This window comes from Anaerostipes stercorihominis (assembly GCF_057535655.1).
Genome location: NZ_BAAJCL010000011.1, coordinates 71779 through 97775, shown reverse-complemented (window position 1 = coordinate 97775; position 25997 = coordinate 71779). Strand labels below are relative to the sequence as shown.

Sequence of the window (25997 nt, the reverse complement as noted above, 5' to 3'; positions counted from 1 at the left end):
CCGAGTTCCCTTGCCACCTGTGTCGCCGGTATCCCCGACTGTACACGTTTACATGCCTCTTCCTTGAATTCGATACTGTACGTCTGTGCCATAATTCTTCCTCCTGACTTTCTGGATAGATTATACCACTCGTTCTATGTGTCTATCAAATGGGGTATAAGGCATTGTCTGCTCTGACCTCTATCATAACATGAAGGAAACCTTCTGTCATGTTTTATGGCGGAATATTTTTGTTAATATAATCTTAATGCGAAATAGAGATTTCTTGATGCCAAATTTATAGAGAAGCGAATATAATAAGCCAAAGTAAAGGAGGAAACAAAAAATGATGGACATTATTATGATCGCAATTTTGTTGGGAAGTTTCTTATTGGTCAAATTATTTACAGATTTTTGTGATTCTCAAGTGAATCCAAAAGAGAAGTAGGAGGGCAGGTCATGGATATGATCATTTTGGGACTGATGATTTTCGTATTGGGTGTTTATCTGGTTTATGCATTGATTCACCCGGAAAAATTATAAAATGAGACATGCAGAGAAACAACAGGAGGAAAAGAGATGTTACAAATCATTTTGACGTTGGCGATATTTCTGATACTGGTGATTCCAATGGGAAAATACATGTATCATATTGCTGCCGGGCAGAAAACCTTTGCAGATCGGGTATTTGATCCGATTGATCATCTGATCTATAAAGTCTGCGGTATCAAAGGTGAAAATATGGGCTGGAAAAAATATGCTCTTTCGCTTTTATTGGCAAATGCGGTAATGGTGTTTGCAGGATATGTCATTTTGAGAATTCAGGGAATTTTGTTTTTGAATCCCAACGGAATTGAAGGAATGGATGCTTCCCTTTCCTTTAATACAATCATAAGCTTTATGACAAATACAAACCTGCAGCATTATTCGGGGGAAGCGGGACTTTCTTACGCCAGTCAGATGTGCGTTATTATTTTTATGATGTTTACATCGGCAGCCAGCGGCTATGCTGCATGTATGGCATTTTGCCGGGGGCTTGCAGGAAAGAAACTTGGAAATTTTTATCGGGATATGGTGCGGATTACCACACGAATTTTAATTCCGGTATCTTTTCTTCTGGCGCTGATACTGGTAAGTCAGGGGACGCCTCAAACTCTGGGAGGAAACTTTACGATACATACAATCGAAGGAAAACTTCAGGATTTGGCAATGGGACCAGTTGCGGCACTGGAAGCCATTAAGCATCTGGGAACCAACGGAGGAGGTTTTTTTGGAGCCAATTCCGCGACTCCATTTGAAAACCCTACCATTATTTCTAATATCGTAGAATTAATATCTATGATGATTCTTCCGGGGAGCTGTGTCGTCACATTTGGGCATATGCTTGCAGATAAAAAAAGAGAGAGAAAGGCAGTTGCCGCACAAGGCGTTGCGCCGATCCAAAAGAAAATTTTCATAGGACGTCAGGGCACCGTTGTGTTTGGAGCTATGGCAATTCTATTTGTAATTGGATTGGTCCTCTGTTATCATTCTGAGCTGGCAGGCAATCCGGTGATTGACAAGATGGGAATTGACCAGAGTCTGGGAAGTATGGAGGGAAAGGAAGTACGGTTTGGAATTGCCCAGTCGTCTCTGTTTACGACGGTAACAACCTCTTTTACTACCGGCACAGTCAATAATATGCATGATACGCTCACACCACTTGGCGGTATGGTTCCACTCTTACATATGATGCTGAACTGTGTTTTCGGAGGTAAGGGCGTTGGTCTGATGAACATGGTGATGTATGTAATTTTGGCAGTGTTTATCTGCGGACTGATGGTTGGAAGGACTCCGGAATATTTAAATAAAAAAATTGAAGGCAAAGAAATGAAGCTGGTTGCCATTTGCATTCTTATTCATCCGCTTTTAATTTTAGGGTTTTCAGCATTGGCAGTTTCTGTTCAGGCAGGATTGGACGGCATTACGAATCCAAGCTTTCATGGATTAAGTCAGGTGTTGTATGAATATGCATCTTCGGCGGCTAATAACGGTTCTGGATTTGAGGGACTGGCAGATAACAGTTTCTTTTGGAATATAACGGCTGGACTTGCCATGTTTTTTGGAAGATATATTACAATGATTGCTCAGCTTGCCATCGCAGGATCGCTTCTGGCAAAGAAAGAGGTAAATGAGACAATTGGAACTTTAAGAACAGACAATATAACTTTTATGATTATCCTTGTATTGATTGTTTACATTTTTGCAGCGCTGACATTTTTCCCGGCTCTGGCACTCGGACCGATTGGAGAACATCTGTCGCTGTGGATGTAGAGGAAAAGAAATAGAAGGAAAGGAGCAGATAAATGTCAAAGAATGAAAAGACAAAATTTATTACGCAGGATATTTTGAAATCATCCATTCTTGGTTCTTTCCAGAAACTGGACCCAAGGTATATGATAAAAAATCCGGTTATGTTTGTTGTGGAAATGGGTTTTTTTATTACCGTAATTCTGACCCTATTTCCTACATTGTTCGGAGGAGAGACAGAGTATAGAATTTATAATGGAATTGTAGCGGTGATTTTGTTTCTTACAGTATTGTTTGCAAATTTTGCAGAATCTGTAGCGGAGGGCAGAGGAAAAGCGCAGGCAGCTTCCTTGAAAAAGACAAAACAGGATACCAAAGCAAGGCTTCTCTTAAAAAAGGGAGAAGAAAAAACAGTGAATGCATCAGAACTTAAAAAAGGAGATATTGTTCTGGTAAAAATGGGAGAAGTGATTCCCAATGACGGCGAAGTCATCGAGGGGATTGCATCGGTGGATGAATCTGCAATTACCGGGGAATCTGCACCGGTTACCCGGGAAGCCGGAGGAGATTTTTCTTCTGTCACCGGAGGTACGACAGTGGTATCGGATTGGCTGAAAATTCGGATTGCGGCAGAGCCGGGACAGTCGTTCTTAGATAAAATGATTTCGTTGGTGGAAGGAGCGTCCAGGCAAAAGACGCCAAATGAAATTGCTTTAAATACATTATTGATTGTATTAACTTTAATTTTTATGATTGTTGTCGTAACATTATATCCATTTGCCCGCTATTTGGGAGCAGATATTCCAATTTCATGGGCAGTAGCGCTGATGGTGTGCTTGATTCCCACAACCATCGGAGGGCTTTTGTCCGCCATCGGTATTGCAGGTATGGATCGAGTGACCCGATTTAATGTCATTGCAATGTCCGGAAAAGCGGTAGAGGCATGCGGGGATGTGGATACCATGATTTTGGATAAAACCGGAACGATTACCTTCGGAAACCGTCTGGCGGCAGAGTTTTATCCGGTAGAGGGAGCAGAAAAGAAGGATTTAATTTATTATAGTGTTCAGACTTCTCTGTTAGATGAAACTCCGGAAGGAAAATCCATCGTAGATCTGGGGAGAAAAATGGGATGTGAGCTGAAGAAAGAGAATGCAGGTCCGATGGAATTTATTGAGTTTACCGCACAGTCAAGAATGAGCGGGGTAGATTTGCCGGATGGCACCATGATCAGAAAAGGTGCCTATGATGCAATTCAGTCTTTGGTTTTGGGTGCAGACGGAAACATACCATCAGATTTAGGCTCCATTGTAACACAAGTTTCAAATCTCGGAGGAACACCGCTGGTTGTTTGTGCAAATTATCGGATATATGGTGTCATTTATTTAAAGGATACGGTAAAACCGGGATTGGCAGAGCGCTTTGAAAGACTTCGTGAAATCGGGATCAAAACCATTATGTGTACTGGTGATAATCCTCTGACAGCAGCTACCATTGCAAAAGAAGCCGGAGTGGATGGATTTATTGCAGAGTGCAAACCTGAAGATAAAATTGAAGCCATTCAGAAAGAGCAGGCAGAAGGAAAGCTGGTCGCCATGACCGGAGACGGTACCAATGATGCCCCGGCATTGGCACAGGCAGACGTAGGACTTGCAATGAATTCTGGTACACAGGCGGCAAAAGAAGCGGCAAATATGGTAGATTTGGATTCAGATCCTACAAAAGTTTTGGAAGTCGTTGAGATTGGAAAACAGCTTTTAATTACAAGAGGTTCTCTGACAACATTCAGTATTGCAAACGACATTGCAAAGTATTTTGCAATTATTCCGGCAATGTTCACCCTTGTACTTCCACAGATGCAGATTTTAAATATTATGCATCTGGCGACACCTGCAAGCGCAATTCTTTCGGCATTAATCTTCAACGCGATTATTATTCCGGGGCTGATTCCGATTGCAATGAAAGGCGTAAAATATAAACCGATGAAAGCGGAAAAATTACTTTTAAGAAATATGGGGATTTATGGATTGGGAGGCATCATTGTACCGTTCGCTGGAATTAAAATTATTGACTTGGCGGTGGCTCCAATCCTGCATATGCTTGGAATCTAGGAGGAGAGAATATGAAAAAAATTGGAAAATCAATTGGAAAAGCATTTGTTTTCTGTATTGTTATGATGATATTATGCTCTTTTGTCTATCCGTTGGCATTAACCGGAGTCAGTCAGCTGACAATGAAAGAAAAGGCAAATGGAAATTTAATTGATAAACATGGAAATGCAACAGCTAAGAAGGAAGAAGCGGTTGGCTCAGCGCTTGTAGGACAGGATTTTACAGAGGATTATTATTTCCAGGGAAGAGTTTCTTCTGTGAATTATAATACATACACAAAAGAGCAGAAGGAAAAAGGGGAATACGCGGGAGTATCTTCCGGAAGTTTTAATTACGGAAACTCCAACAAGGAATTAAAAAAAAGAATCGAAGATTCTGTTAAAAAATTCCTTGCAGATCATCCGGGTGTAAAGAGGAGTGATATTCCATCGGATCTGGTGACAGCTTCCGGTTCTGGTTTGGATCCGAATATCAGTCCGAAATCTGCGCAAATTCAGGTAAAAACTGTAGCAAAGAATTCCGGGCTTTCAGAAAAGACAGTAAGAGACATTGTAAAAAGGAATACGGAGCATAAATTTCTGGGAATTTATGGAGAGGAACGTGTAAATGTATTAAAATGCAATCTGGAAATTGCAGGGGAAATGGGATTATTAAAATAAATTGGTGATAAGGAGGATAGGCATAGCGTCTGTCCTCTTTATCGTGAGAGGAGGATGGAATATGGGGACTGAGCGGCCAAGTTCTGAAATGATATTAAAAAAAATACAGTATGAAGAAGAGCAAAAAAAGAAAGAAAAACGAGGCAAATTAAAAATATTTCTGGGATATGCTGCCGGTTGTGGAAAAACATATGCAATGTTAGAAGCTGCGCAGCAGGCAAAAAAAAATAATATAGACGTAGTGGCAGGTTATATTGAACCACATGACCGTCCGGATACGCAGAGACTTGCGCAAGGTCTGGAGGCAATTCCATTTTTGGAAATCGAGTACAGAGGTGTGATGCTTCGGGAATTTGACCTGGATGCAGCCTTGAAACGTCATCCGCAGCTGATTCTGGTAGATGAGCTTGCACATACCAACGCAAAGGACTGCAGAAATGAGAAACGGTATCAAGATGTCAAAGAATTGCTCCGGGCAGGAATTAGTGTATATACAACCATCAACATTCAGCATTTGGAAAGTCTCAATGATGTAGTTGAAAATATTACAAAAATTAAAGTGAAGGAGCGGGTTCCCGACCATGTATTTGATCATGCGGAGCAGGTGGAAATGATAGATATTGAACCTGAGAGTCTGATTGACAGGATGAAAGAAGGCAAAATCTATCGAAAGAATCAAGCGATGCGTGCTCTGGAAAATTTTTTCCGCAAAGAAAAGCTGGCTGCGCTGCGCGAAATCACACTTCGGAGAATGGCAGAACGAGTTAAGAGAATTTCAGAAGAAGAGCGCGAAATTCAGGGAAATTTAGATTATCATACGGGGGAACATGTTTTAGTATGTATTTCGGCGGCACAATCCAATGCCAAAGTCATTCGGACAGCCGCACGTCTTTCTTATGCATTTCGATGTCAGTTTACCGCGTTATATGTGGAAACGCCTGCGATGCAGGAAGCAGACAGCAAAACAAAAGAACAGCTGAGAATTCATATCGAACTGGCAAAAACGCTGGGAGCAAAAATAGTTACTGTTTTTGGAGATGATATCGGCCGGCAGATTGCCGAATATGCAGTGATCAGCAATGTCTCAAAAGTAGTAATAGGAAGAACCAATCACCGGTTTTTGCTGGAAAAAACGGGTTCGGGAATTTTGGAGAAGTTAAGTGAAATTGCTTCCAATATCGACATTTATGTAATTCCGGATATGAAAAGAAAGAATCCCGATCAGACAAAAATTTTATTGAGGAAACGTCAAAATAACTGGAAGGGCATCGGCAGAGACTTGCTGGGAATCACCCTCGTCATGATTCTCACATCATTTGCAGCATGGATTCTCCAAAGGCTGAATTTTCCGGAATCAAATATCATTATGGTATATATTCTGGGAGTACTGTTGTCTTCTTATATTGCCGATCGAAAGATATATGCGGTTTATTCGTCGTTTCTTGGTGTGCTTGCCTTTAATTTCTTTTTCACCGAACCGTATTTTTCTTTGAAAGTCTATGACAGAGGGTATCCAAGCACCTTTATCATGTTGTTTATCGTAGGAGTTTTTACGGCAACTCTGACAAGAAAGTTGAAACAACAGAACAAAGAAAATGCAAGAAAAGCCTATCGGATGGAAATTCTCTTAGAAAATAGCCGGAAACTCAGAAGATGCAAATCCGAAATCGAGGTATGGAATCAGATTGCCGCCCAAGTTGTGAAGCTGCTGAATCTCTCGCTGATTATTTATCCTGTAAAGGAAAACGGTGAAATAGAAGCCCCGTTTCTATATCCCAAAAAAGGTGAGGAAAAAATTCAGCGAATGCAAGACTGGAAAGATCAGGATAAAGCAGTGGTACAATGGGTGGTTGCCAATGGTCATCGCGCCGGAGCGGGGACTCATACGCTGCCCGGTGCAAGTGCAATGTATTTACCGGTTCAGGATGAAAATAGAATGAAAGGAGTAATAGGGATTCTCATGGAAGAAGGAGGGATTCAGGAATTTGAATACGGTTTGTTAATTGCCATGCTCAATGAGACCGCTGTAAAGCTGCAGGATAAATTTATGGTTCCGCTGTAGAATTCTCTTATGATATAGGAAAGGCTTTCGCTTTCCTATATTACATGCTATAATAAAAAACAAGACCAAAAAGGCAGGTGATATCCCATGATTTCAGAAGAAAAAGTAAAGATTATGACAGAAATGGCAAAGTATGAAAAAAATCATGGACGCAGAGATTTTCGTGTGAATCGTTTTAAAAAAAGAGATTATATTCGGTTTGAGACGATTAAAATGAGCGTTGCGCTGATTCTTGCTTTTTTGATTTTTACAGGAGCTATTTGTATTTTTGAGATGGATCAGGTGATCATTCATCTCAAAGAGGGAAAACTGTTTTTGATGGCAGCAGTTCTAATTGTGTTTTATATAAGCATTTATTTGATTTATTTGCATTTTACAAAGAAAAAGGCTGCCAGAGTTTATGATGAAGTACAGACACGAGTGAAAATTTATGATAAATATTTAGAAGAGCTGCAGGAACTTTACGAAGAAGAAGAGAAAGAAGACGTAAGTCCGACGATTGTTCCGAAGGAGGAAGAAGATGGAAAAATTATTGATATATAGAGAGAGACTGCTTAGATTTCTCTCAGCCAAAGAAAAATATGTGCAGGTCTTCATTCGATTTGCGGCAGGCGTCTTATTATTTTTCGTAGTTGCTCAGATCTATGGATATTCAGAAGTTCTGGATCAATCCTTTTTCCTGATTGTCTTGGGGCTGCTTTGTGTTTTTGTACCGGTATCTGCAATTTCACTGGTATTTCATATCGTCATTGTTTTGCAGCTGGCACATGTCTCGGTGGAAATTATGCTGTGTTATCTGGTGATGATTCTTTTTTATTATCTGACGTATCAGAGGAATTTTCCGGAATCCAGGGTTTATTTGATGATGACTCCAGTCTTTTTTTATTTTCATCTGCCGGCATTTTTGCCGCTTTTTATAGGCTCTTTTGTGGGAATTATGGGACTGCCGGCAATTTTGATGGGGGCAGTCTGTTATTATCTGGCATTCATTGTGCAGCATGCAGTCATTCAGATTGATGCTGGATCTTCCGGCGAAGCCGTCTACAGTGTGGTAGTTGAAAGATTTTTTGACAGCACAGAACTGCTTCTTTGCTTGATTGTATTTAGTTTGGTGGCGGGAGTTGTTTCTGTAATTCGGAAAAAAAGGGGAAACGGATGGAATACGGCAATTGTTACAGGAGGAGTCCTATATCTTGTAATGATGTTTATTGGAGGATATTTCACATATAGTGATGTTTCAATTTTTTCAGAGATCTTCATGATTTCTCTTAGCATATTTTTGGTGTTGGTTTTGCAGTTTTTCTATATTGTAGTGGATTATACAAGAGAAGAAACCTTTGAATTTGAAGACGAAGAGTATTATTATTATGTAAAGGCAGTACCAAAAGTATCTGTGAAAGAGGAAGAATTTAATATTACCAATATCACAAAGCCGTCCAGGCGTTTTAGTTTGAAAAGAAAAGACCGCGAGAATGAAGACAAAGGAGAGGGAGAAGAAACTTGAAAGATTTTTTTAATGTTCTTGAAAAATATATATACTGGACATCCATACCAAAGATGAATTTGACAGATATTCTGGATATTCTCATTGTTAGTTTTTTAATGTATCAGATTATAAAATGGGTGAGAACGACACGTGCGTGGGTGCTGCTCAAGGGAATTATTTTACTGTTATGTATTGCCTTCGCCGCGTATCTGTTACAGCTTCATACCATCAGCTGGATTTTGTCAAATACAATGGGAATGGGAATTACAGCGATTTTGATTGTATTTCAGCCGGAACTTCGGAATGCTTTGGAGCAGTTGGGAAGAAAAAAGTGGTTTTCTGATATCTTTTCTCCGGATACAAAACAGGTGGAAGAGGAATATACTGCAAAGACACTGCAGGAAATTTCCAGAGCCGCGATTGAAATGGGAAAGGTAAAGACAGGCGCGCTGATTGTTTTGGAACGGGAAGTCATGCTGGGAGAATATGAGCGTACCGGTATTCCCATTGACGGAAAAGTCAGCAGTCAGCTTTTGATTAATATCTTTGAACACAATACGCCGCTTCACGACGGTGCGGTAATTATAAGAAATAATCGCATCGTATCGGCAACCTGTTATTTGCCGTTGAGCGACAGCGTGGAGATCGGAAAAGAGATGGGAACCAGGCATCGTGCGGCAGTGGGGATCAGCGAGGTATCTGATAGCCTGACCGTTGTGGTATCCGAGGAAACCGGATCTATTTCCATTGCCAGAAATGGAAAAATTACCCGTCATCTGGACCCACAGGGACTTCGAGATGAGCTGTCTGTTTTGAGAGAAGAAAAGAGTCAAAGTAAGAAATTTAAATTATGGAAAGGGCGGAATCGTAATGAGAGAAAAAATTGAAAGTGACCTGCTGTTAAAAATATTTTCCGTCATTTTTGCATTTTTGCTCTGGATGTTTGTAATTAACACGGATAATCCGGTCATAAAAAAGACATTTTCTGACGTACCGGTGGATATGTTAAATGAACAGGTTTTAGATGAGCTGAATCAAACCTATAAAATCGAAGACGGCGAGACGGTCAGTTTTACGGTTCGAGGGAAAAAGGATGTGGTTGACCGGTTGAATAAGTCAGATTTTCGTGCAACCGCGGATGTGTCTTCAATGTCCGATGTGCATGCAATTCTGATCAAGGTAGAGGCGCTGCGTTATAAAAGCCAGCTGGATATTGATACCGGAGGCGCAACTGTGAAAGTTGTTTTAGAGGATGTAAAAAGTGATCAGATTCCGGTTGTAGTTCAAATTAAAGGGAAACCGGCAGAAGGATATACCGTCAGCAGTCAGACCGCAACGCCGAATCTGATTTCCGTATCGGGACCAAAGAGTGTGGTCAGCAGAATTAAGCAAATCGGCGCAACCGTCGATGTTACGGGGCTGAAGAAAAATGTTTCCATGACCCAGCAGGTGAGGTGTTATGATGAGGACGGAGATATAATCAGTGAAAATCGTATCAAGCTTGATACAAATAAAATTAAGATCAATGTCATTTTATCGAAGACAAAGACGGTGCCATTCTCTGTGAAAACTACCGGAACTCCGGGAAAAGGCTATGCATTGGGCAGCATTGATTATGAGCCGAAAGAAATCGAAATCACAGGGGATGAAGAGGATCTCGACAAGGTAGACAGCATTCGTCTGGCGAGTATTGATATCGGAGACAGCACCAAGAGCATTGAGAAGACAATTAAAGCTTCGGATATTGAGCTTCCGGATGGTATTAGCTTTGTAAAATCCGCAGATAAGATAGATAATATTGTAATTCGGGCAAATATCGAAAAGCGAAAAGAGCGGACATTGGAAATTCCGACCAGCCAGATTGCCCTGATGAACAACACAAAGAATTATGATGTTACTTTTGATGAGGAAACCATTGAAGTAAAAATCAGCGGACTGCGTTCTGTCGTGGATAAAGTTGTCATTAAAGATTTGAATCCTAAAATCAACATGGAATTATACGAACCGGGAACACATACCGTTCAGGTGCAGCTCACAAAGATAAAAAATATGACCGTTGAGGACAATGTCAGCGCTAAAATTACCGTAAAATAAGATAAGAAAAGCAATAAGGAGAAAGAATAGTCGTGGATAAAATACTGTCAGTGGTTCTTCCGGCATACAATGAAGAACAAATGATTGAGAAAACAGCGAAGGTAATCGGGGACTTGCTGAGAGAAGAACAGATTCCATACGAATTGGTATTTGTCAATGATGGATCAAAAGATCGTACCTGGGAAAAGATACTCGAAGTAAGGGAAAAAAATTCCCGGATCAAAGGGATTTGCTTTTCCAGAAACTTTGGAAAAGAGGCGGCGGTATTTGCCGGAATGGAGCAATCCGAGGGAAATTGTATTGCAGTGATGGACTGCGATCTTCAGCATCCGCCGGAGACTCTGGTTACCATGTACCGTCTCTGGGAATCTGGATTTCAGGTTGTGGAGGGGGTGAAAGCATCAAGAGGAAAAGAGGGATTGGTTTATAAAATATTTGCCAGGACCTTTTATAAAATAATCAGCAGCGCCACAGGAATTGACATGTCAAGAGCCTCTGATTTCAAATTGCTGGATCGGCAGGCAGTGGACGAGCTTTTGAAAATGCCGGAGCGAAACGTTTTTTTTCGGGCGCTTTCTTCCTGGGTTGGTTTTTCAACCACCTATGTAGAATTTGATGTAAAAGAACGGGAAGCGGGAGCATCGAAGTGGTCGTTTCGCTCTCTGTTTCGCTATGCAGTCAACAATATTACCTCCTTTAGCGCAGCGCCGATGCAGATTGTAACCGTTTGCGGGGTGATCTTCTTTTTCTTTGCGGTGTTTCTTGGAATGCAGTCCTTATATATGTATTTTGCAGGACATGCGGTAGAAGGATTTACTACGGTAATTTTACTGATTTTGATGCTGGGAAGTATTTTGATGTTTAGTCTTGGGGTGATTGGATATTATCTGGCAAAAATTTACGACGAGGTAAAGATGCGTCCGAAGTACATTATCTCTCAGATAGTAAAATCCAAAGAACATGTATAAAAATAAAAAAAACAGGAAGACTCTTTTGTAGCGGCCTCCAATCATTAGATGTAAATCTAACAATTGAGAGGCAATATGCTTTTTAAGAAGTCCTCCTGTTTTTTGAAACTGTTTTGAAAACAAGGAATTTACTGATAAAGTAGTTAACAATCATAACAATTACCTGAGTTTCTATTTTAGCAATCATTTCAGGCTGGCGAACGATCTCCACGCAAAAGGGGACCCCACCCACTTCAACTGCCATGGTAACAAGCCTGCCTAAGATAAATTTGGACAGCTCCTGTAATGTCTCAGAAAAGGAATCTGTTTTGGACTGGAATACATAAAGCTTATTTACGACAAAAGCAAAAAGGATCGCTGCAGCTACAGAAAAAAAGTTGCTGATCTTATAATCAATGCCGAAAGGACCTTTGAGCAGAGCAAAAAGGGACAAATTCACCAGAGTGGTCAGACCTCCGAAAAATAAGTAGCGAATTCTGGAATCGCGGTATAATTTCTTTACAGTATTCAGCATAGATGGTCTCCTTACATTTTATTTTTACATATGGTTGATTGCAGTATGATACCTGGCATCCTATTATCTTAAGATATTTTTCACATTTTTTCAACTGAAAATATGATATGATACTGATAAAACGAAGGATAAAGAGGTAGGTAAACGTTATGAGAAGGAAAAAAGGAAACAATTATTTGTTGTACTCGGCGCTGTTTTTGTTGATGTGTGCGGCTGCCTTTGCTCCGTTTTTGCAGGAAGGAAAGAGCTTGATCTGGGGAGCGGGAGTGGAAGACGGATTGAGCCAGCATTATTCTGCACTGGCATATTATGGAGAATCTCTGAGGGAGTTCTTTTCCAATTTGCTGGCAGGACATCCCAAACTTCCGATGTGGGAAATGAGTCTGGGCTATGGCGCAGATCTTTTGGCGACGTTAAATTATTATGCAATTGGAGATCCGCTGAATCTTCTCTATGGTTTTGTATCAAAAGAAAATACAGAAGCAATGTACAATTTTATGATTCTTTTGCGTATGTATCTTGCAGGACTTGCATTTTTGGCATATGCCAAAAAAATGAAAAAAAGAGAATATGCGTCCGTGATGGGCGCGCTGGTTTATGTTTTTTGTGGTTTTTGTTTTCGATTGGGCTTGAGACACCCCTTCTTTTTAAATCCGATGATTTATTTTCCGCTGTTATGTCTTGGAATCGAGAAGATTTATAAAAAAGAAAAGCCCTATGTATTCATTTTATCTGTCTGTCTTGCAGCTATGAGCAATTATTATTTCTTGTATATGCTTACTATTTTCTCCGTGATTTATGCATGGATTCGATTTTGTCATTATGTAAAAGAAGAGAGAATCAAAATATTTTTTCAGACCATCGGAAGGTTTGCGGGATGGTTTGCTCTGGGAATTACCATGTCGGCAGTGATTCTGATTCCTTCTGTGATTGGCTTTTTAGGAAACGGGCGCAATGGTGTCGGCGTCGACTGGCGAACCCTGATTTTATATCCCGGGAAATATTATTTGCTTTTACTGGAAAATATCACAGGATATGGGAACGTAGGAAGCAATACAAATGTAGGATATCTGCCGATTGCCGGAATTGCAATTTTATTTACGCTGTTTTCACAGAGGATGAAGCATAAAAAATATCGAATGGCATTTGTCTCAAGCATCATTGCGTTGGCACTTCCGGTGTTTGGATTTGCCTTCAATGGTTTTTCTTATGCAAATAACCGATGGGCGTTTGTACTGAGTTTTATTGTAGCGCTGTTGACGGCAGAAATGTATCCTCGATTTTACAAAATGTCCCAACGTCAGAAGATTGGGATTGGATTTGGCATTTTTGTTTATATCGTTTTTTGTCAGATTGTCAATACTTCTTTGGAGGAGCTTACGGAAAACAAAGGAATTCTCGCTGCAGGAATTATGGCTCTCATTGTCTATCTGGTCTTGCTTTTGTTTCAAAAATGGAATTACGATGATCGAAAGCTGCTGACAGAAATTGTTTTTGCAATTCTTATGGTGACATCGGCAGGTATGCATGGATATTATCGGTTTCACAGCGATCAAGGCGGATATACACAAGAATTTTTAGATCAGGGATCCGCGCTGGAAACTTTGAAACAGGACAATGTAAGCTTGCTTACATCCATCAAAGACTCTTCTGTCTACCGTGTTCATGCAGAAGGATATAAATATAAGAATTATGGGTTGGTTAATGATTTAAATACGATCAGCGGCTATTACAGCATTACCTGCGGCAACGTGGCAGAAACAATGAAAAGCTATGAGACACTGGGCATGAAATATGCAGATAAATACAAAGGGCTGGACCAAAGGACAGGCCTATTATCTTTGGCAGGGGTGAAATATATGACAGTTGCCAAAGAATCTGTTGATGATGAGAAAAAGGCTCAGGAGAAGATTCCGTATGGATTTATACCGATCAAAAAGAAGGAGTATATAACGCTGTATAAAAATCCATATGCTTTGCCGTTGGCTTATGCCTATGATTCCTATATTACAAAGAAAGAATATGATGGTTTGAATGGCGTTGAGCGGGAACAGGCGCTGCTTTGTCAGATGATATTAAATGAAAATCCGGAAGAAATAGAGTTGGAGCATCAGAAAAAGAAATATCACAGTGCGGTTTCAGAGATTCCATTGTCTGAAAAGAGAATTTCATCTCCCAAGGGAACCGGGAATTCTGTCATTACCATTCCCGCAGATCCTCATAAGGAAACCTATGTGTATGTTCAAAATTTAGTATACCATGACCAGCCTTCGGTTCGAGGTGATTTTTGGCTCACCGGACAGAAAGGGACAAAGGGAATTTTAGTCACACAGGGGCAGATGCAGCAAAATATTTATATACAAAGTACCTTCAGCCCTTACTATTTTGGCCGAAAAGATTATATGATTCGGATTCAGACTCCAAAGAAAAAGAAGAAAGAAAAAATAAATTTGCAGTTCTTATCACCGGGAACCTATAAATTCGATGAAATTTCTTTGATTACTGTGGATAAAAAACAGACATTTGCCAAGTTGAAACAGCTTCAGAAACACACTTTGAAGAAAATTCGATACGAAGGGAATCATTTTTCTGGAACATTTCAGGGGGAAAAAGATCAAATGGTCTGTGTGACAATTCCTTATTCTAAAGGATGGAAAGCCCGGGTGGATGGAAGAGAAACAAAAATTTACAAAGCCAATGGGATGTATATGGGGATCCCTGTAAAAAAAGGAACTCATAAAATAACATTGTCCTATGTAACACCTGGAATACAGGCAGGGGCAATCCTAAGCGTTCTGGGATGGAGTGCTTTTGCTTTATTGATTGGCATCGGAATAAGAAAAAAGAAGAGCGGAAGTTGACGAGATGATAAAAAATACAGACGCTAAAAAAGATATTAATATTTTTTTAGGACTGGCATCATGGGGGAAAATATGTTAAAATAGTTAAGGAATAATGAAGAATATTACAAAAGTATTAAAAAGGAGAGGAAAAATGAAAAAGCATTTGTTAAAGCTGCTGGTTGTCGGAATGATTGCAGGATTTTTAGGGGCGGCGACAGCGCCGGTATCTGCTGCAACTCCAAAAGTCAGAAAAATTAAATGGTCCAATGTGAAGACCAAAAGAAGTATGTATGCCAAAACTTCCAAGAAGTTTAAAGTGAAAATCACACCGTCAAAGGCAAAAAAACGCGCCCTAAAATGGAAGAGCAGCAACAAGAAAGTGGCAACGGTCAGTTCCTCCGGTACGGTCAAAGCGCTGAAACCGGGAAAGGCAACCATTACCTGTTATGTAAAATCTCAAAAATATCGGAAAGTTACATGCAGGGTTACGGTAAAGAAGAAAAAAGTAACAAGTGTAAAATTTTCATCTGGAACTCCGGTCGTACAGAAGGGAAAAACTTATCGAAGAACCCCGAGTGTTTCTCCCTCCTATGCCTATGATCGAAGAGTGAGCTATAAATCCTCCAATACAAAGATCGCAACGGTAAATTCCAGCGGAACGGTTACCGGAAAAGCAGAAGGATATGCGACCATCACTGCAACTGCCAGAGACGGTTCTAAGAAAAAAAGCAGCTATAAAATCAGAGTGATCGGTAATATCCACAGCGATAGTGCAAAGTTTGTTGCACATCGCGGGTTAAGTTCTGAAGCGCCGGAAAACACGATACAAGCCTATGAGCTTGCCGGAGCCGCAGGATTCTGGGGTGCAGAAGCAGACGTGAGAATGACAAAGGACGGAGAATTTGTTTTAATGCATGATGCCACTTTGCAAAGAATGTGCAAAGTAAACAAACGTCCGGAGGACATGACACTGGCGGAGATTCAAAAGCAGAAGATCGTTGCAGGCAATAATATTTCAAAATATAAGAACACAGCATCCGCAACAACCATTCCTACATTGGAAGAATATTTAGAAACGTGCAAGAAATACGGAATGACTCCGGTGATTGAAATTAAGATGGAGTATGTAAAATACGGAGATACACAAAACAACCGCTCCATGCAACGTATGACAACTGATAATATGGAAGATCTCTATGACGCTACAAAAAAAGTAATGGGAGATCGGCAATACATGTTTATTGCCTACGATTTCTATACGATGGAGAGAATGAATGATGTATTGATGGTTGAAAAACTGCCCAATGTATCTTTACAGCATGTTACGAACAATCCGGATCAGGGAATGATAAATTATTATAAAAATGAAAAGATTGCATTGGATGCCAATTATACAAAAATCACCAACTCTGAAATTGCGGCATTTAAAAACGCAGGAATTCCCGTAAATCTATGGACAGTGGATGATCAGGGAAAGGTCTGGGATTATATCAAACAAAAAGTAGACTACATTACAACAAATAAGAAATTTTGGTAGGACAGAGAAATACGCGGCTGAATGAAGAAGTCGTGTATTTTTTTGAAAAATCCTGGGAAATGACGAAAAAAAGTAGAAATTCGACAGCATCTGTGATAAAATACCTTAAGTATATGAGAAAATATTTCATAAATATAGATATATTGAAAAGTGGGAGAGTAAGATGGAACAGCAAAGTGAAGAGATGGAAATTGACTTGATTGATATGTGTAAGTATTTTATATCCAAGTGGATATGGATTCTGCTGGCAATCCTTCTTTGCGGAGGGGCTGCGTTTGGATATGCAAAAATAAAAAGTGTGACAGAATACACTTCCAGGGCAAAAGTATATGTGACTGTGCCAAAAACATCAGACAAAGTCCTGATTCGTGATAATGCCAATGAGCTTCTTGCCGATTATATGAAATTAATCAATACGGATCTGATCACAAAGGAGATTGCAGATCGCACGGACATGAAGAAAGCAAAAATTAAAGGGGCATTAACAGCAGAGCAGGAAGAGGGGTCCAGGCTGCTGACCATTACAGTGAGAACACAATCCGGGGAAGATACCGATGCAATTGCGGAAGAGGTCATCCCGGTATTTCAGGATGTTGTTACCAATACGTTGAAAAAAGATCCCGTGATTGTTGTGGAAGATCCGTCAAAACCAAAAGCGGAGGAATCCGTGAATGCAAAAAAAATGATTTTGATGGGAGCTGCCGGCGGTTTTGTTCTGGCCATCGGAATCTTGTTTGTTCTTTATCTGGTGAAGATCAATCGCGAGTTGAGAAGATAAAATGTTTTCGCAGAGGATAGGATATATGGGAGTCAAGCGTTCACAGGTTCAGAATTTTATTATTTATGTAGGTGATGTCATAGGAATTACAGTTGGTTACTTCTTGATGACATATCTTCGGTTTTACTATGATGCTTATATGGCATGGACAACAGACAATCGAGTGATTTACCGTTGGCTGATTGCACTCTTTGTATTAACTTTAGTATATTTGATGTTCAACCCAAATTATGATTTCTTCAAAAGAAAATTTGGGAAGGAATTTCTATGCAATATGAAGACCAATATCGCAGCAGCCGCTTTTATGGCAACCATTGCATATTTGATTGATGATGCCAGAGATTATTCGAGGTTTATCTATCTGACAACCATGTCCTTTAGTTTTGTGTGGATGCAGATTACCCATTGTATTTACCGTTGGTATATTTTGACTTATCGTAAATATAGTTCCATTACAAGAAAAATGCTGATTATTACAACCCATGACCGCGCCGACGAGGTGGTGAGGAACATTGTAAAAGAGAAGACATGGGACCTTTGGATCACCGGAATTATTATCATAGATCGAGATGAGGTTGGAAAGAAGATTCTGAATATTCCGATTGTCGCAAATCGAGATACGATGCTTCAGTATGCGGTACGGGAAGTTGTGGATGAAGTTTTCCTTCATGTTCCATATGAAGATGATGAGAAGATCCGAAAGATTGTACAGCAGTTTGAAGAAATGGGTATTACGGTAGATCTGAACATTCGGCTCTTTGAAATGGATGTGGAAAGCAGTAAAAAATATCTGGATAAAATCGGAGGATATCACACGGTAACCTTTGCTGCGAAAGAGATACCGCTTCATATGATTATTCTAAAAAGAGTGATTGATGTCATAGGGGCGTTGGTGGGTTTGACTGTTACGTTTTTTGTAACGATGATATTGGGACCTGCGATCAAACTGGAGTCACCCGGTCCGTTGTTTTTTTCACAAAAGAGGGTTGGACGGAACGGACGAATCTTTAAGATCTATAAATTCCGGTCCATGTATGCAGATGCAGAGGAACGAAAAAAGGAATTGATGGAACAAAATGAGATGAGTGGTCTGATGTTTAAAATGACAGATGATCCTCGTATTACAAAGATTGGGAAGTTTATTCGCAAAACAAGTCTGGACGAACTGCCACAGTTTCTCAATGTATTAAAAGGAGAGATGAGTCTGGTGGGGACAAGACCACCGACAGTGGATGAGTTTGAACAATATGAAGGATATCACAAGCGGCGATTGAGTATGACGCCCGGACTAACCGGCGTATGGCAGGTTAGCGGAAGAAGTGACATCGTGGATTTTGAAGAGATTGTAGCGATGGACGTAGAATATATCAGTAACTGGTCATTAAAGAGAGATTTTGAAATTATCTTAAGAACCGTGCAGGTAGTGCTTCATAGCAGCGGGGCAAGATAAAATATATTATTTGAGGTTGAAGGATGAAGGAACGGAGGGGAAGATGAAACTCGCTGTTTTCGGACAAAAACGTCTTTCCCGTGAGGGCGGGATAGAAATTGTTGTAAAAGAACTATGCACCAGGATGACACAGAATGGATGTCAGGTTACCTGCTACAACAGATCGGGGCATCATGTAAGCGGCGCAGAGTACGACAAGAAAATTGAATATGATGGTATCTGTCAAAAGTTTGTTCCAACCATTGAGCAAAAAGGTCTTGCAGCGGTGAGTTCCTCTTTCTTCGCAGCTCTCTACAGCGCATTTGGGAAATATGATGTAGTTCATATACATGCAGAAGGTCCTGCTTTTTTCTCTTGGCTGCCAAAGATGTTTGGTAAGAGAGTCATAGTCACAATCCACGGTCTCGACTGGCAACGTGAAAAATGGAACTCTGGTTTTGGTTCCAAGTTCATTCGACAGGGTGAAAAAAACGCTGTGAAATATGCAGATGAAATTATCGTCTTGAGTAAAGGCGTCCGTGATTATTTCAGAGATACTTACGGCAGGGAAACGAATTTCATTCCCAATGGAGTGAATCGACCAAAGACTCACGAAGCAAACTTGATAACAGAAAAATTTGGCTTGGTAAAAGATTCCTATGTATTGTTTCTGGGCAGACTGGTGCCGGAAAAAGGTATTCGCTATTTGGTTGAGGCATTTAAGGCAGTCAAGACAGATAAGAAGCTGGTGATTGCCGGTGGTTCCAGCGATACAGATTCTTTTATGGAGGAATTAAAAGTTCTGGCAAAGGACGATGAGAGAATTCTTTTTACAGGCTTTGTTCAAGGACAAATGCTGGACGAATTGTACAGTAACGCCTATATTTATACATTACCCTCAGATTTGGAAGGAATGCCATTGAGCTTGTTAGAAGCTATGAGTTACGGTAACTGCTGTTTGGTGTCTGATATTCCGGAGTGTGCAGAGGTTGTGGAAGATCGGGCTTTGGTCTTTAAGAAATCGAATACAGAGGACTTGCAAGAGAAGCTGCAAGATGCTTGTAACCATCCTGAAAATGTAGATAAATATAAAAAACAAGCAGCAGATTTTATCTGTGAGAAATACAACTGGGATGATGTGGCAAAAGAAACAATGAAGCTGTACGGGAGAAAATAACACATGAGAGTTTTGATGATAAATAAGTTTTTGTATCCGAATGGTGGGTCAGAAACTTACATATTTAAGTTGGGCGAGTATCTGGAAAAAATGGGACATGAAGTCCAGTACTTCGGTATGGAACACAAGGGGCGTTGTGTTGGCAACAAGGTCAACGCTTATACGTCTGACATGGATTTCCACGGTGGCAGCAAGTTGTCCAAGCTGACCTATCCGATTAAGACGATTTACAGCAACGAGGCCAGAAAGAAACTGCGTCTGGTTCTGGATGACTTTCGACCGGATGTCTGTCACCTAAATAATTTTAACTATCAGCTGACGCCATCCATAATTCTGGAAATCGCGAAATGGCGCGGGGAGACCAGACATAAATGTAAGATCATTTTTACGGCACATGATTACCAATTGGTCTGTCCGAATCACATGCTGAACAATCCAAACACACATCAGAACTGTGAGAAGTGTCTCGGCGGTCATTTTGCGAACTGCATGAAGGGAAAATGTATTCACGGGTCAACTATAAAGTCTGTCATCGGTACGATGGAAGCAGAGTTCTGGAAGTTGAAGGGTGCATATAAGTACATCGACACGATGATCTGCTGCTCTGAGTTCATGAAGAAAAAGATGGACAGTAATCCACTATTTGCATCTAAGACCATAGCGATGCACAACTTTGTAGAAAAAATTGAGAGGAAAGAAGTTGAGAAGAAAGACTATGTTCTTTACTTCGGTCGTTTCTCTGAGGAGAAGGGCATCGGCACACTCATCAAGGTCTGTAAAGAACTTCCGGATGTCCAGTTTATCTTCGCAGGTACTGGTCCGCTGGAAGAGATGGTAAATGGTGTTAAGAACATCAAAAACGTTGGTTTCCAGAAGGGCGAGGGATTAGAAAAGCTCATCTGTGAGGCACGGTTCTCCGTTTATCCGTCTGAGTGGTATGAAAACTGCCCGTTTTCTGTGATGGAATCCCAGATGTATGGCACACCGGTGCTTGGGGCGGACATTGGTGGTATTCCGGAATTGATTCAAGTTGGAAAGACCGGCGATTTGTTTGAAAGCAACAATGGCAAAGATCTGAAGAAGAAGATCCAGAAGTTTTGGGAGAATAAGATGTTGTGTGCTGAGTGCAGCTCGAACTGCAAAGACATTAGCTTCGATACCATTGATGAGTACTACGAGAAAATTATGAAGGTGTATCGGTAAAGCTGATTCGCAACTAGTTTTAATGGAGGATAGAAGAAAATGAAAAAATATAATATTGCCGTGGCTGGAACAGGATATGTTGGCTTGTCAATTGCAATACTGCTCTCCCAACATCATCAAGTGACGGCTTTGGATGTTACTCCAGAAAAAGTGGAACTGATTAATAAGCGTAAATCGCCAATTCAGGATGATTATATTGAAAAATATCTTGCAGAAAAAGAACTGAATCTGACTGCAACGCTAGATGCAAAAGTTGCATATTCTGATGCAGACTTTGTTGTTATTGCGGCACCTACAAACTATGATAACCACACTCAGCATTTTGATACATCTGCGGTTGAAGCCGTGATTAAGCTAGTTATAGAATATAATCCGAATGCAATTATGATTATCAAGTCCACGATTCCTGTAGGCTATACGACAAGTATAAGGAAAAAATTCAACAGTAAAAATATTATCTTCAGCCCGGAGTTCCTACGTGAATCTAAGGCACTTTACGATAATCTGTATCCTTCTCGTATCATCGTTGGCACTGATTTAGGTGATGAGCGTTTGATTGAGGCTGCACATGAGTTTGCTAATTTGTTACAGGAAGGTGCTATCAAGGAAAATATTGACACGCTGTTTATGGGCTTCACTGAAGCAGAGGCCGTTAAGTTATTTGCTAATACTTATTTAGCGTTGCGTGTTGCTTACTTTAATGAACTGGATACTTATGCAGAAAGTAAGGGTCTGAATACTCGGGAAATCATTGAGGGTGTTTGCCTTGATCCTCGAATTGGCAATCACTACAACAATCCAAGCTTTGGTTATGGCGGTTATTGCTTACCCAAAGACACTAAGCAGCTGTTGGCAAACTATGCGGACATACCGGAAAACTTAATTGAGGCAATTGTGGAAAGCAATCGCACTCGTAAAGACTTTATTGCTGACCGTGTGTTGAAATTGGCGGATTATTATGGCTATGACGAGGATAACGAGTATCGTAAAGATCAAGAAAAGTCTGTAACCATTGGTGTTTATCGCCTGACCATGAAGTCCAATTCTGATAACTTTCGTCAGAGTTCTATTCAAGGAGTCATGAAGCGTATTAAGGCAAAGGGAGCAACGGTCATCATTTATGAGCCAACTATGAAGAATGGGGAGACATTTTTCGGCAGCGTCGTTGTGAATGATTTGGCTAAGTTCAAGGAAATGAGTCATGCGATCATCTCCAATCGTTATGACAAGTGTTTGAATGATGTGAAAGAAAAAGTATATACACGTGATATTTTTCAGCGTGATTAAAGGGGCTGTACTATGCAGAAAGAAAGATATGAAGGAATCGATGGACTAAAAGCATATGCCGTTCTTGGCATTGCTTTGATGCACATCTTTGCAAACGGAGAATATGAATTGGGAGGCTTTGTATTCGGAAGACTTATTCCAAATTTCACAAATTTCGTGTTCCTTTTTATGATGGTCAGCGGCTTTGGTATGTGCTGCGGCTACTATCAGAAAATTATAAACCGAACGATCAGCATGGAGGAGTTCTATAAAAAACGGTATATCAAAATTTGGCCGTATTTTGCACTACTCTGTGCATTGGATTTTGTAATTTCGCCGAGCTGGAATTCTTTGTTTGAAGTCTTTGCAAATCTGACATTGTGTCAGGGGTTGTTGCCGAATGCAAACATTTCAGTTATTGGTGTGAGCTGGACGTTGGCTGTAATTTTTGTATTCTATTTGCTGTTCCCATTTTTCTGTTTCCTGCTTGGAAACAAAAAAAGAGCATGGAGTGTGACAGTAGCAGCGCTGGTATTTAATTATTTGTGTGGCAGCTACTTTAACGCTGGAAGAAAGAATATTATCTATGATGCAATTTACTTTATTGTCGGTGGTTTGATTTTTCTTTATCGAAAAGAATTGACCGAATTTGCACAAAAGCATAAGGTAGTCGCCGGTATGACTCTGCTGATAGCCACAGCTGTTTATTTTGCATTGGGCAGTTCTACGCTTACGATGCTGTTTTTCTGCGTGGCGGCATTAATCTACACTCTCGGATGTAATCGGATGGGAGTACTGGTCAATCCGGTTGCCAAGTTCCTCGGTGGAATCTGCTTTGAGATCTACTTGTGTCACATGTTAGTTTACCGTGTTCTTGAAAAATTGCATCTTATTCATTTATTTGGAAATGACCTGTTGGCATATATCTTTACAGCGACTACAGTCATCTGTGGATCGGTTGTTTTCTCAGTATGTGCCAGATGGTTCTTAAATAAAATTGAAATATTCTTAAAAGAGAGCATAAATAATAGGAGAAGTCATCATGTCTGAAGAAAAAAAGTTAAATGGTACGGTCATTGTAACTTATCGCTGCAATGCCCGTTGCTCTATGTGTAACCGCTATAAAGCGCCTTCCAATCCGGAAGAAGAAATCAGCATTGAAACGATCAAGAAGCTACCGAGGATGTATTTCACGAACATTACCGGCGGTGAACCATTCATCCGTACCGATTTGAAGGATATCGTCCGAGAACTATACAAAAAGTCTGATCGTATCGTTATTTCGACCAATGGTTTCTTCACAGATCGTATCGTGGATTTGTGCAAAGAGTTCCCACAGATTGGTATCCGTATTTCTATCGAGGGCCTGGAACAGACCAACAACGAAATTCGTGGTTTGCAAAATGGATACCAGCGTGGTTACGGTACGTTGAAGAAATTGCGTGAAATGGGCATGAAGGATGTTGGTTTCGGTATGACTGTTCAGGACAAGAATGCTCCTGACTTAGTACCGCTATACAAGATCTCTGACGAGATGGGCATGGAGTTTGCGACTGCTTCTCTTCACAACAGTTTCTATTTCGTCGAGGCAAAAAACATTATCCATGACCGCCCGATGGTCGCGAAGAATTTCGAGAATCTGGTCAACGAATTGCTGTGTAGCAATAGCCCAAAGAAGTGGTTCCGTGCGTACTTCAACCACGGCTTAATCAACTACATTTATGGTCAGAAACGTTTGCTACCTTGTGACATGAGCTTTGATACTTTCTTTATCGATCCGTATGGTGATGTTATGCCTTGCAACGGAACTAAGGATAAAGAAGTTATGGGCAATCTGAATAATCAGACTTGGAAGGAGTTGTGGAATAGCCCGCAGGCAAAAGAAGTCCGTAAGAAGGTTCGCTGCTGTGACCGTGACTGTTGGATGATCGGTTCTGTTTCTCCTGCTATGCACAAATATATCTGGAAGCCTGCTGTCTGGGTTCTGGTCCACAGGGTTAAGGCTTTGTTTACCAAGCATCCGTATAGTATGTACGAGCTGAAAATTTGCCGCGACTACCGTGATGGTAAAGTCACTAGGGAAGAACTGGACAAATGCAGCACCTGCGACATAAATTGTATCATCAATAATGGTCTGAGTGAAGCCTCTAAGGAGCAGCTGAAGCACAAGACCGGTGAGGAAATCGTAGATGCTGATATTGCGCAGCAAATGGAGAATAAGTGATGGATGGACAAATAGAGGTAAGAACAAAAGAAAAATGGATCGATGATGTAAAAGTTATTGCCTGTATATTGGTTGCACTAGGACATTTCTTTCAAAGTATGACGAAATCCAATATTTTGCCGGAAAACGACTTATATAAATGGTTTAATATGACGATTTATTATTTCCATGTACCACTTTTCTTCATCTGTAGCGGATACCTTTATCAGAAATACAGCAAGGTGAATAGCGTTATAAGCTGGAAGAAAAATATAACAAAAAAGGCACTGGCACTCGGTGTGCCGTATGTAACTTTTACAACAGTTACATGGATACTGAAAACATTGTTTTCAAATAGTGTGAATGATCAAATTGGAGGCTTGAGCGATACGTTATTACTTCATCCGACAGCTCCGTATTGGTATCTGTATACTCTGTTCTTGATTTTTCTTATCACTCCAACTTTTTCTAATGTGAAGATGGCTGCTATAGGCTTGATGGCTGCAGTAGCTGCGAAAATCTTTATTTTAACGGGAGATATAGGAATATATGCTGTATCAACCGCCCTTACAAACGAAATCTGGTTTGTGCTAGGAATGAGTATCTGTGTATTCAATTTACGAGTACAAGGGAAGAAGTTCCAAGGAATAATATTGGGGGTATTGTTCTTTGGATTGAGCGTGGCTGTGTATATGGCTGATGTTCATAGTTTGGCACTGTCCTTTGCTTTAGGTCTAATGGCTTGTATTGCAGTGATTCAATTGGTGACAGCCTTTGAAGAAAAGTTTGGGAAAGTAATGAGCTTCCTTGCCAAATATACTATGCCAATTTTTCTGATGCATACGCTCTTTGCAGCTCCATTGCGCTCAGTTCTACTGAAAATTGGTGTTGTAAATCCTGTGGTTCATGTGATATTGGGACTTGGAATTAGCTTTGCAGGACCAATTATAGCTGCATGGATTATGAAGAAAACAAAGTGGCTAGAATTCTTTTTGTATCCGAACAAGATCATGAAACATTACTTTTAAGCATACAAATTATTCTCTTGTTATGGAGAATTAATATAAAATAACGGTTTGAGTCATTCGTCCAAGAAATAGAGGAAGCATAGAATCGGTCAAAAGATTGTAAATGCGATATCACACAGCAGATAGAAAACAAAGAATAGGAGAATAGATAATGCTATTAAAGGTAGAAAAACTCATAAAACTATATAAAGTTCCAATTTTGGGGGGTGGCAAAGGAATTGAATTATCTCCTCGGAGTTGATATTCCAAGATGTGTTGTTATTGGGAAGAATGCCGTAGTAGGCGCAAATACAGTTTTGTTAAATTCGATTGGAGACAATGAAATTTGGGCCGGTGTTCCGGCTAGATTCATTGGAATGCGAGAGATAGAT

General features: G+C 40.3%; 21 protein-coding genes. 20 read left to right on the top strand and 1 reads right to left on the bottom strand.

Going from position 1 to position 25997, the window contains the following annotated elements; translation table 11 throughout:
• The first annotated feature begins 438 nt into the window (after positions 1-438).
• The 10 genes from kdpF to AC27EF_RS10420 all read left to right on the top strand — a co-directional run bounded on the left by kdpF (position 439) and on the right by AC27EF_RS10420 (position 11648).
• Positions 439-522, top strand: a complete 84-nt coding sequence (gene kdpF, locus AC27EF_RS10465; RefSeq protein WP_487110703.1) for a K(+)-transporting ATPase subunit F — start codon at positions 439-441, stop codon at positions 520-522.
• A 36-nt stretch (positions 523-558) separates the two neighbouring features.
• Positions 559-2292: a potassium-transporting ATPase subunit KdpA gene (gene kdpA, locus AC27EF_RS10460; protein WP_487110701.1), complete on the top strand. Its 1734-nt coding sequence runs from the start codon at positions 559-561 to the stop codon at positions 2290-2292.
• A gap of 32 nt (positions 2293-2324) precedes the next feature.
• Complete coding sequence (gene kdpB, locus AC27EF_RS10455) at positions 2325-4379, top strand: potassium-transporting ATPase subunit KdpB (RefSeq protein ID WP_487110700.1); 2055 nt, start codon at positions 2325-2327, stop codon at positions 4377-4379.
• Between the two features lie 11 nt (positions 4380-4390).
• Positions 4391-5038, top strand: a complete 648-nt coding sequence (gene kdpC / locus AC27EF_RS10450) for a potassium-transporting ATPase subunit KdpC (protein ID WP_487110699.1) — start codon at positions 4391-4393, stop codon at positions 5036-5038.
• A 61-nt stretch (positions 5039-5099) separates the two neighbouring features.
• Positions 5100-7100 (top strand): DUF4118 domain-containing protein, encoded by a 2001-nt coding sequence (locus AC27EF_RS10445; protein WP_487110698.1) that lies wholly within the window; start codon positions 5100-5102, stop codon positions 7098-7100.
• Between the two features lie 87 nt (positions 7101-7187).
• Positions 7188-7643 (top strand): hypothetical protein, encoded by a 456-nt coding sequence (locus tag AC27EF_RS10440; protein ID WP_487110697.1) that lies wholly within the window; start codon positions 7188-7190, stop codon positions 7641-7643.
• Entirely contained in the window at positions 7621-8604 is a 984-nt protein-coding gene (locus AC27EF_RS10435) for a hypothetical protein (protein ID WP_487110696.1), read from the top strand. Before AC27EF_RS10440 ends, AC27EF_RS10435 begins: the two co-directional genes overlap by 23 nt.
• A gap of 53 nt (positions 8605-8657) precedes the next feature.
• Positions 8658-9473: a diadenylate cyclase CdaA gene (gene cdaA, locus AC27EF_RS10430; RefSeq protein WP_487110702.1), complete on the top strand. Its 816-nt coding sequence runs from the start codon at positions 8658-8660 to the stop codon at positions 9471-9473.
• Complete coding sequence (locus tag AC27EF_RS10425; RefSeq protein WP_487110695.1) at positions 9457-10680, top strand: CdaR family protein; 1224 nt, start codon at positions 9457-9459, stop codon at positions 10678-10680. Before cdaA ends, AC27EF_RS10425 begins: the two co-directional genes overlap by 17 nt.
• Positions 10681-10712: 32 nt before the next feature.
• A complete protein-coding gene (locus tag AC27EF_RS10420) occupies positions 10713-11648 on the top strand; it encodes a glycosyltransferase family 2 protein (protein ID WP_487110694.1) in 936 nt (311 codons plus the stop codon).
• An 82-nt stretch (positions 11649-11730) separates the two neighbouring features.
• Here AC27EF_RS10420 and AC27EF_RS10415 read toward each other — a convergent pair whose 3' ends face one another.
• On the bottom strand, positions 11731-12162 hold the full coding sequence (locus AC27EF_RS10415; protein ID WP_487110693.1) for a GtrA family protein: 432 nt from the start codon (positions 12160-12162) through the stop codon (positions 11731-11733).
• 149 nt (positions 12163-12311) lie between these two features.
• On the opposite strand from AC27EF_RS10415, the gene AC27EF_RS10410 reads away from it, so the two are divergent.
• The 10 genes from AC27EF_RS10410 to AC27EF_RS10365 all read left to right on the top strand — a co-directional run bounded on the left by AC27EF_RS10410 (position 12312) and on the right by AC27EF_RS10365 (position 25626).
• Positions 12312-15023, top strand: coding sequence for a YfhO family protein (locus tag AC27EF_RS10410; protein WP_487110692.1), 2712 nt, complete (start codon positions 12312-12314; stop codon positions 15021-15023).
• A gap of 133 nt (positions 15024-15156) precedes the next feature.
• A complete protein-coding gene (locus AC27EF_RS10405; RefSeq protein ID WP_487110691.1) occupies positions 15157-16542 on the top strand; it encodes a glycerophosphodiester phosphodiesterase family protein in 1386 nt (461 codons plus the stop codon).
• 163 nt (positions 16543-16705) lie between these two features.
• The gene (locus AC27EF_RS10400; protein ID WP_487110690.1) at positions 16706-17320 is read left to right on the top strand and encodes a YveK family protein; all 615 of its coding nucleotides are present in this window, start codon (positions 16706-16708) and stop codon (positions 17318-17320) included.
• A gap of 25 nt (positions 17321-17345) precedes the next feature.
• Positions 17346-18770: a sugar transferase gene (locus AC27EF_RS10395; protein WP_487110689.1), complete on the top strand. Its 1425-nt coding sequence runs from the start codon at positions 17346-17348 to the stop codon at positions 18768-18770.
• 43 nt (positions 18771-18813) lie between these two features.
• Positions 18814-19926, top strand: coding sequence for a glycosyltransferase family 4 protein (locus tag AC27EF_RS10390; protein ID WP_487110688.1), 1113 nt, complete (start codon positions 18814-18816; stop codon positions 19924-19926).
• Positions 19927-19929: 3 nt separating this feature from the next.
• Positions 19930-21129, top strand: coding sequence for a glycosyltransferase (locus AC27EF_RS10385; RefSeq protein WP_487110687.1), 1200 nt, complete (start codon positions 19930-19932; stop codon positions 21127-21129).
• Between the two features lie 39 nt (positions 21130-21168).
• Positions 21169-22416, top strand: coding sequence for a nucleotide sugar dehydrogenase (locus tag AC27EF_RS10380; RefSeq protein ID WP_487110686.1), 1248 nt, complete (start codon positions 21169-21171; stop codon positions 22414-22416).
• Between the two features lie 12 nt (positions 22417-22428).
• The gene (locus tag AC27EF_RS10375; RefSeq protein WP_487110685.1) at positions 22429-23445 is read left to right on the top strand and encodes an acyltransferase family protein; all 1017 of its coding nucleotides are present in this window, start codon (positions 22429-22431) and stop codon (positions 23443-23445) included.
• Positions 23438-24619 (top strand): radical SAM protein, encoded by a 1182-nt coding sequence (locus AC27EF_RS10370; RefSeq protein ID WP_487110684.1) that lies wholly within the window; start codon positions 23438-23440, stop codon positions 24617-24619. The genes AC27EF_RS10375 and AC27EF_RS10370 overlap by 8 nt, the downstream gene beginning before the upstream one ends.
• The gene (locus AC27EF_RS10365; protein ID WP_487110683.1) at positions 24619-25626 is read left to right on the top strand and encodes an acyltransferase family protein; all 1008 of its coding nucleotides are present in this window, start codon (positions 24619-24621) and stop codon (positions 25624-25626) included. The genes AC27EF_RS10370 and AC27EF_RS10365 overlap by 1 nt, the downstream gene beginning before the upstream one ends.
• The last annotated feature ends 371 nt before the right edge of the window (positions 25627-25997 follow it).

Excerpts from the sequence above, each read along its gene's own strand:
- kdpF (WP_487110703.1), top strand. The coding sequence starts at position 439 with ATGGATATGATCATTTTGGGACTGATGATTTTCGTATTGGGTGTTTAT.
- kdpA (WP_487110701.1), top strand. The coding sequence starts at position 559 with ATGTTACAAATCATTTTGACGTTGGCGATATTTCTGATACTGGTGATT.
- kdpB (WP_487110700.1), top strand. The coding sequence starts at position 2,325 with ATGTCAAAGAATGAAAAGACAAAATTTATTACGCAGGATATTTTGAAA.
- kdpC (WP_487110699.1), top strand. The coding sequence starts at position 4,391 with ATGAAAAAAATTGGAAAATCAATTGGAAAAGCATTTGTTTTCTGTATT.
- AC27EF_RS10445 (WP_487110698.1), top strand. The coding sequence starts at position 5,100 with ATGGGGACTGAGCGGCCAAGTTCTGAAATGATATTAAAAAAAATACAG.
- AC27EF_RS10440 (WP_487110697.1), top strand. The coding sequence starts at position 7,188 with ATGATTTCAGAAGAAAAAGTAAAGATTATGACAGAAATGGCAAAGTAT.
- AC27EF_RS10435 (WP_487110696.1), top strand. The coding sequence starts at position 7,621 with ATGGAAAAATTATTGATATATAGAGAGAGACTGCTTAGATTTCTCTCA.
- cdaA (WP_487110702.1), top strand. The coding sequence starts at position 8,658 with ATGAATTTGACAGATATTCTGGATATTCTCATTGTTAGTTTTTTAATG.
- AC27EF_RS10425 (WP_487110695.1), top strand. The coding sequence starts at position 9,457 with ATGAGAGAAAAAATTGAAAGTGACCTGCTGTTAAAAATATTTTCCGTC.
- AC27EF_RS10415 (WP_487110693.1), bottom strand. The coding sequence starts at position 12,162 with ATGCTGAATACTGTAAAGAAATTATACCGCGATTCCAGAATTCGCTAC.
- AC27EF_RS10410 (WP_487110692.1), top strand. The coding sequence starts at position 12,312 with ATGAGAAGGAAAAAAGGAAACAATTATTTGTTGTACTCGGCGCTGTTT.
- AC27EF_RS10405 (WP_487110691.1), top strand. The coding sequence starts at position 15,157 with ATGAAAAAGCATTTGTTAAAGCTGCTGGTTGTCGGAATGATTGCAGGA.
- AC27EF_RS10400 (WP_487110690.1), top strand. The coding sequence starts at position 16,706 with ATGGAACAGCAAAGTGAAGAGATGGAAATTGACTTGATTGATATGTGT.
- AC27EF_RS10395 (WP_487110689.1), top strand. The coding sequence starts at position 17,346 with ATGGGAGTCAAGCGTTCACAGGTTCAGAATTTTATTATTTATGTAGGT.
- AC27EF_RS10390 (WP_487110688.1), top strand. The coding sequence starts at position 18,814 with ATGAAACTCGCTGTTTTCGGACAAAAACGTCTTTCCCGTGAGGGCGGG.
- AC27EF_RS10385 (WP_487110687.1), top strand. The coding sequence starts at position 19,930 with ATGAGAGTTTTGATGATAAATAAGTTTTTGTATCCGAATGGTGGGTCA.
- AC27EF_RS10380 (WP_487110686.1), top strand. The coding sequence starts at position 21,169 with ATGAAAAAATATAATATTGCCGTGGCTGGAACAGGATATGTTGGCTTG.
- AC27EF_RS10375 (WP_487110685.1), top strand. The coding sequence starts at position 22,429 with ATGCAGAAAGAAAGATATGAAGGAATCGATGGACTAAAAGCATATGCC.
- AC27EF_RS10370 (WP_487110684.1), top strand. The coding sequence starts at position 23,438 with ATGTCTGAAGAAAAAAAGTTAAATGGTACGGTCATTGTAACTTATCGC.
- AC27EF_RS10365 (WP_487110683.1), top strand. The coding sequence starts at position 24,619 with ATGGATGGACAAATAGAGGTAAGAACAAAAGAAAAATGGATCGATGAT.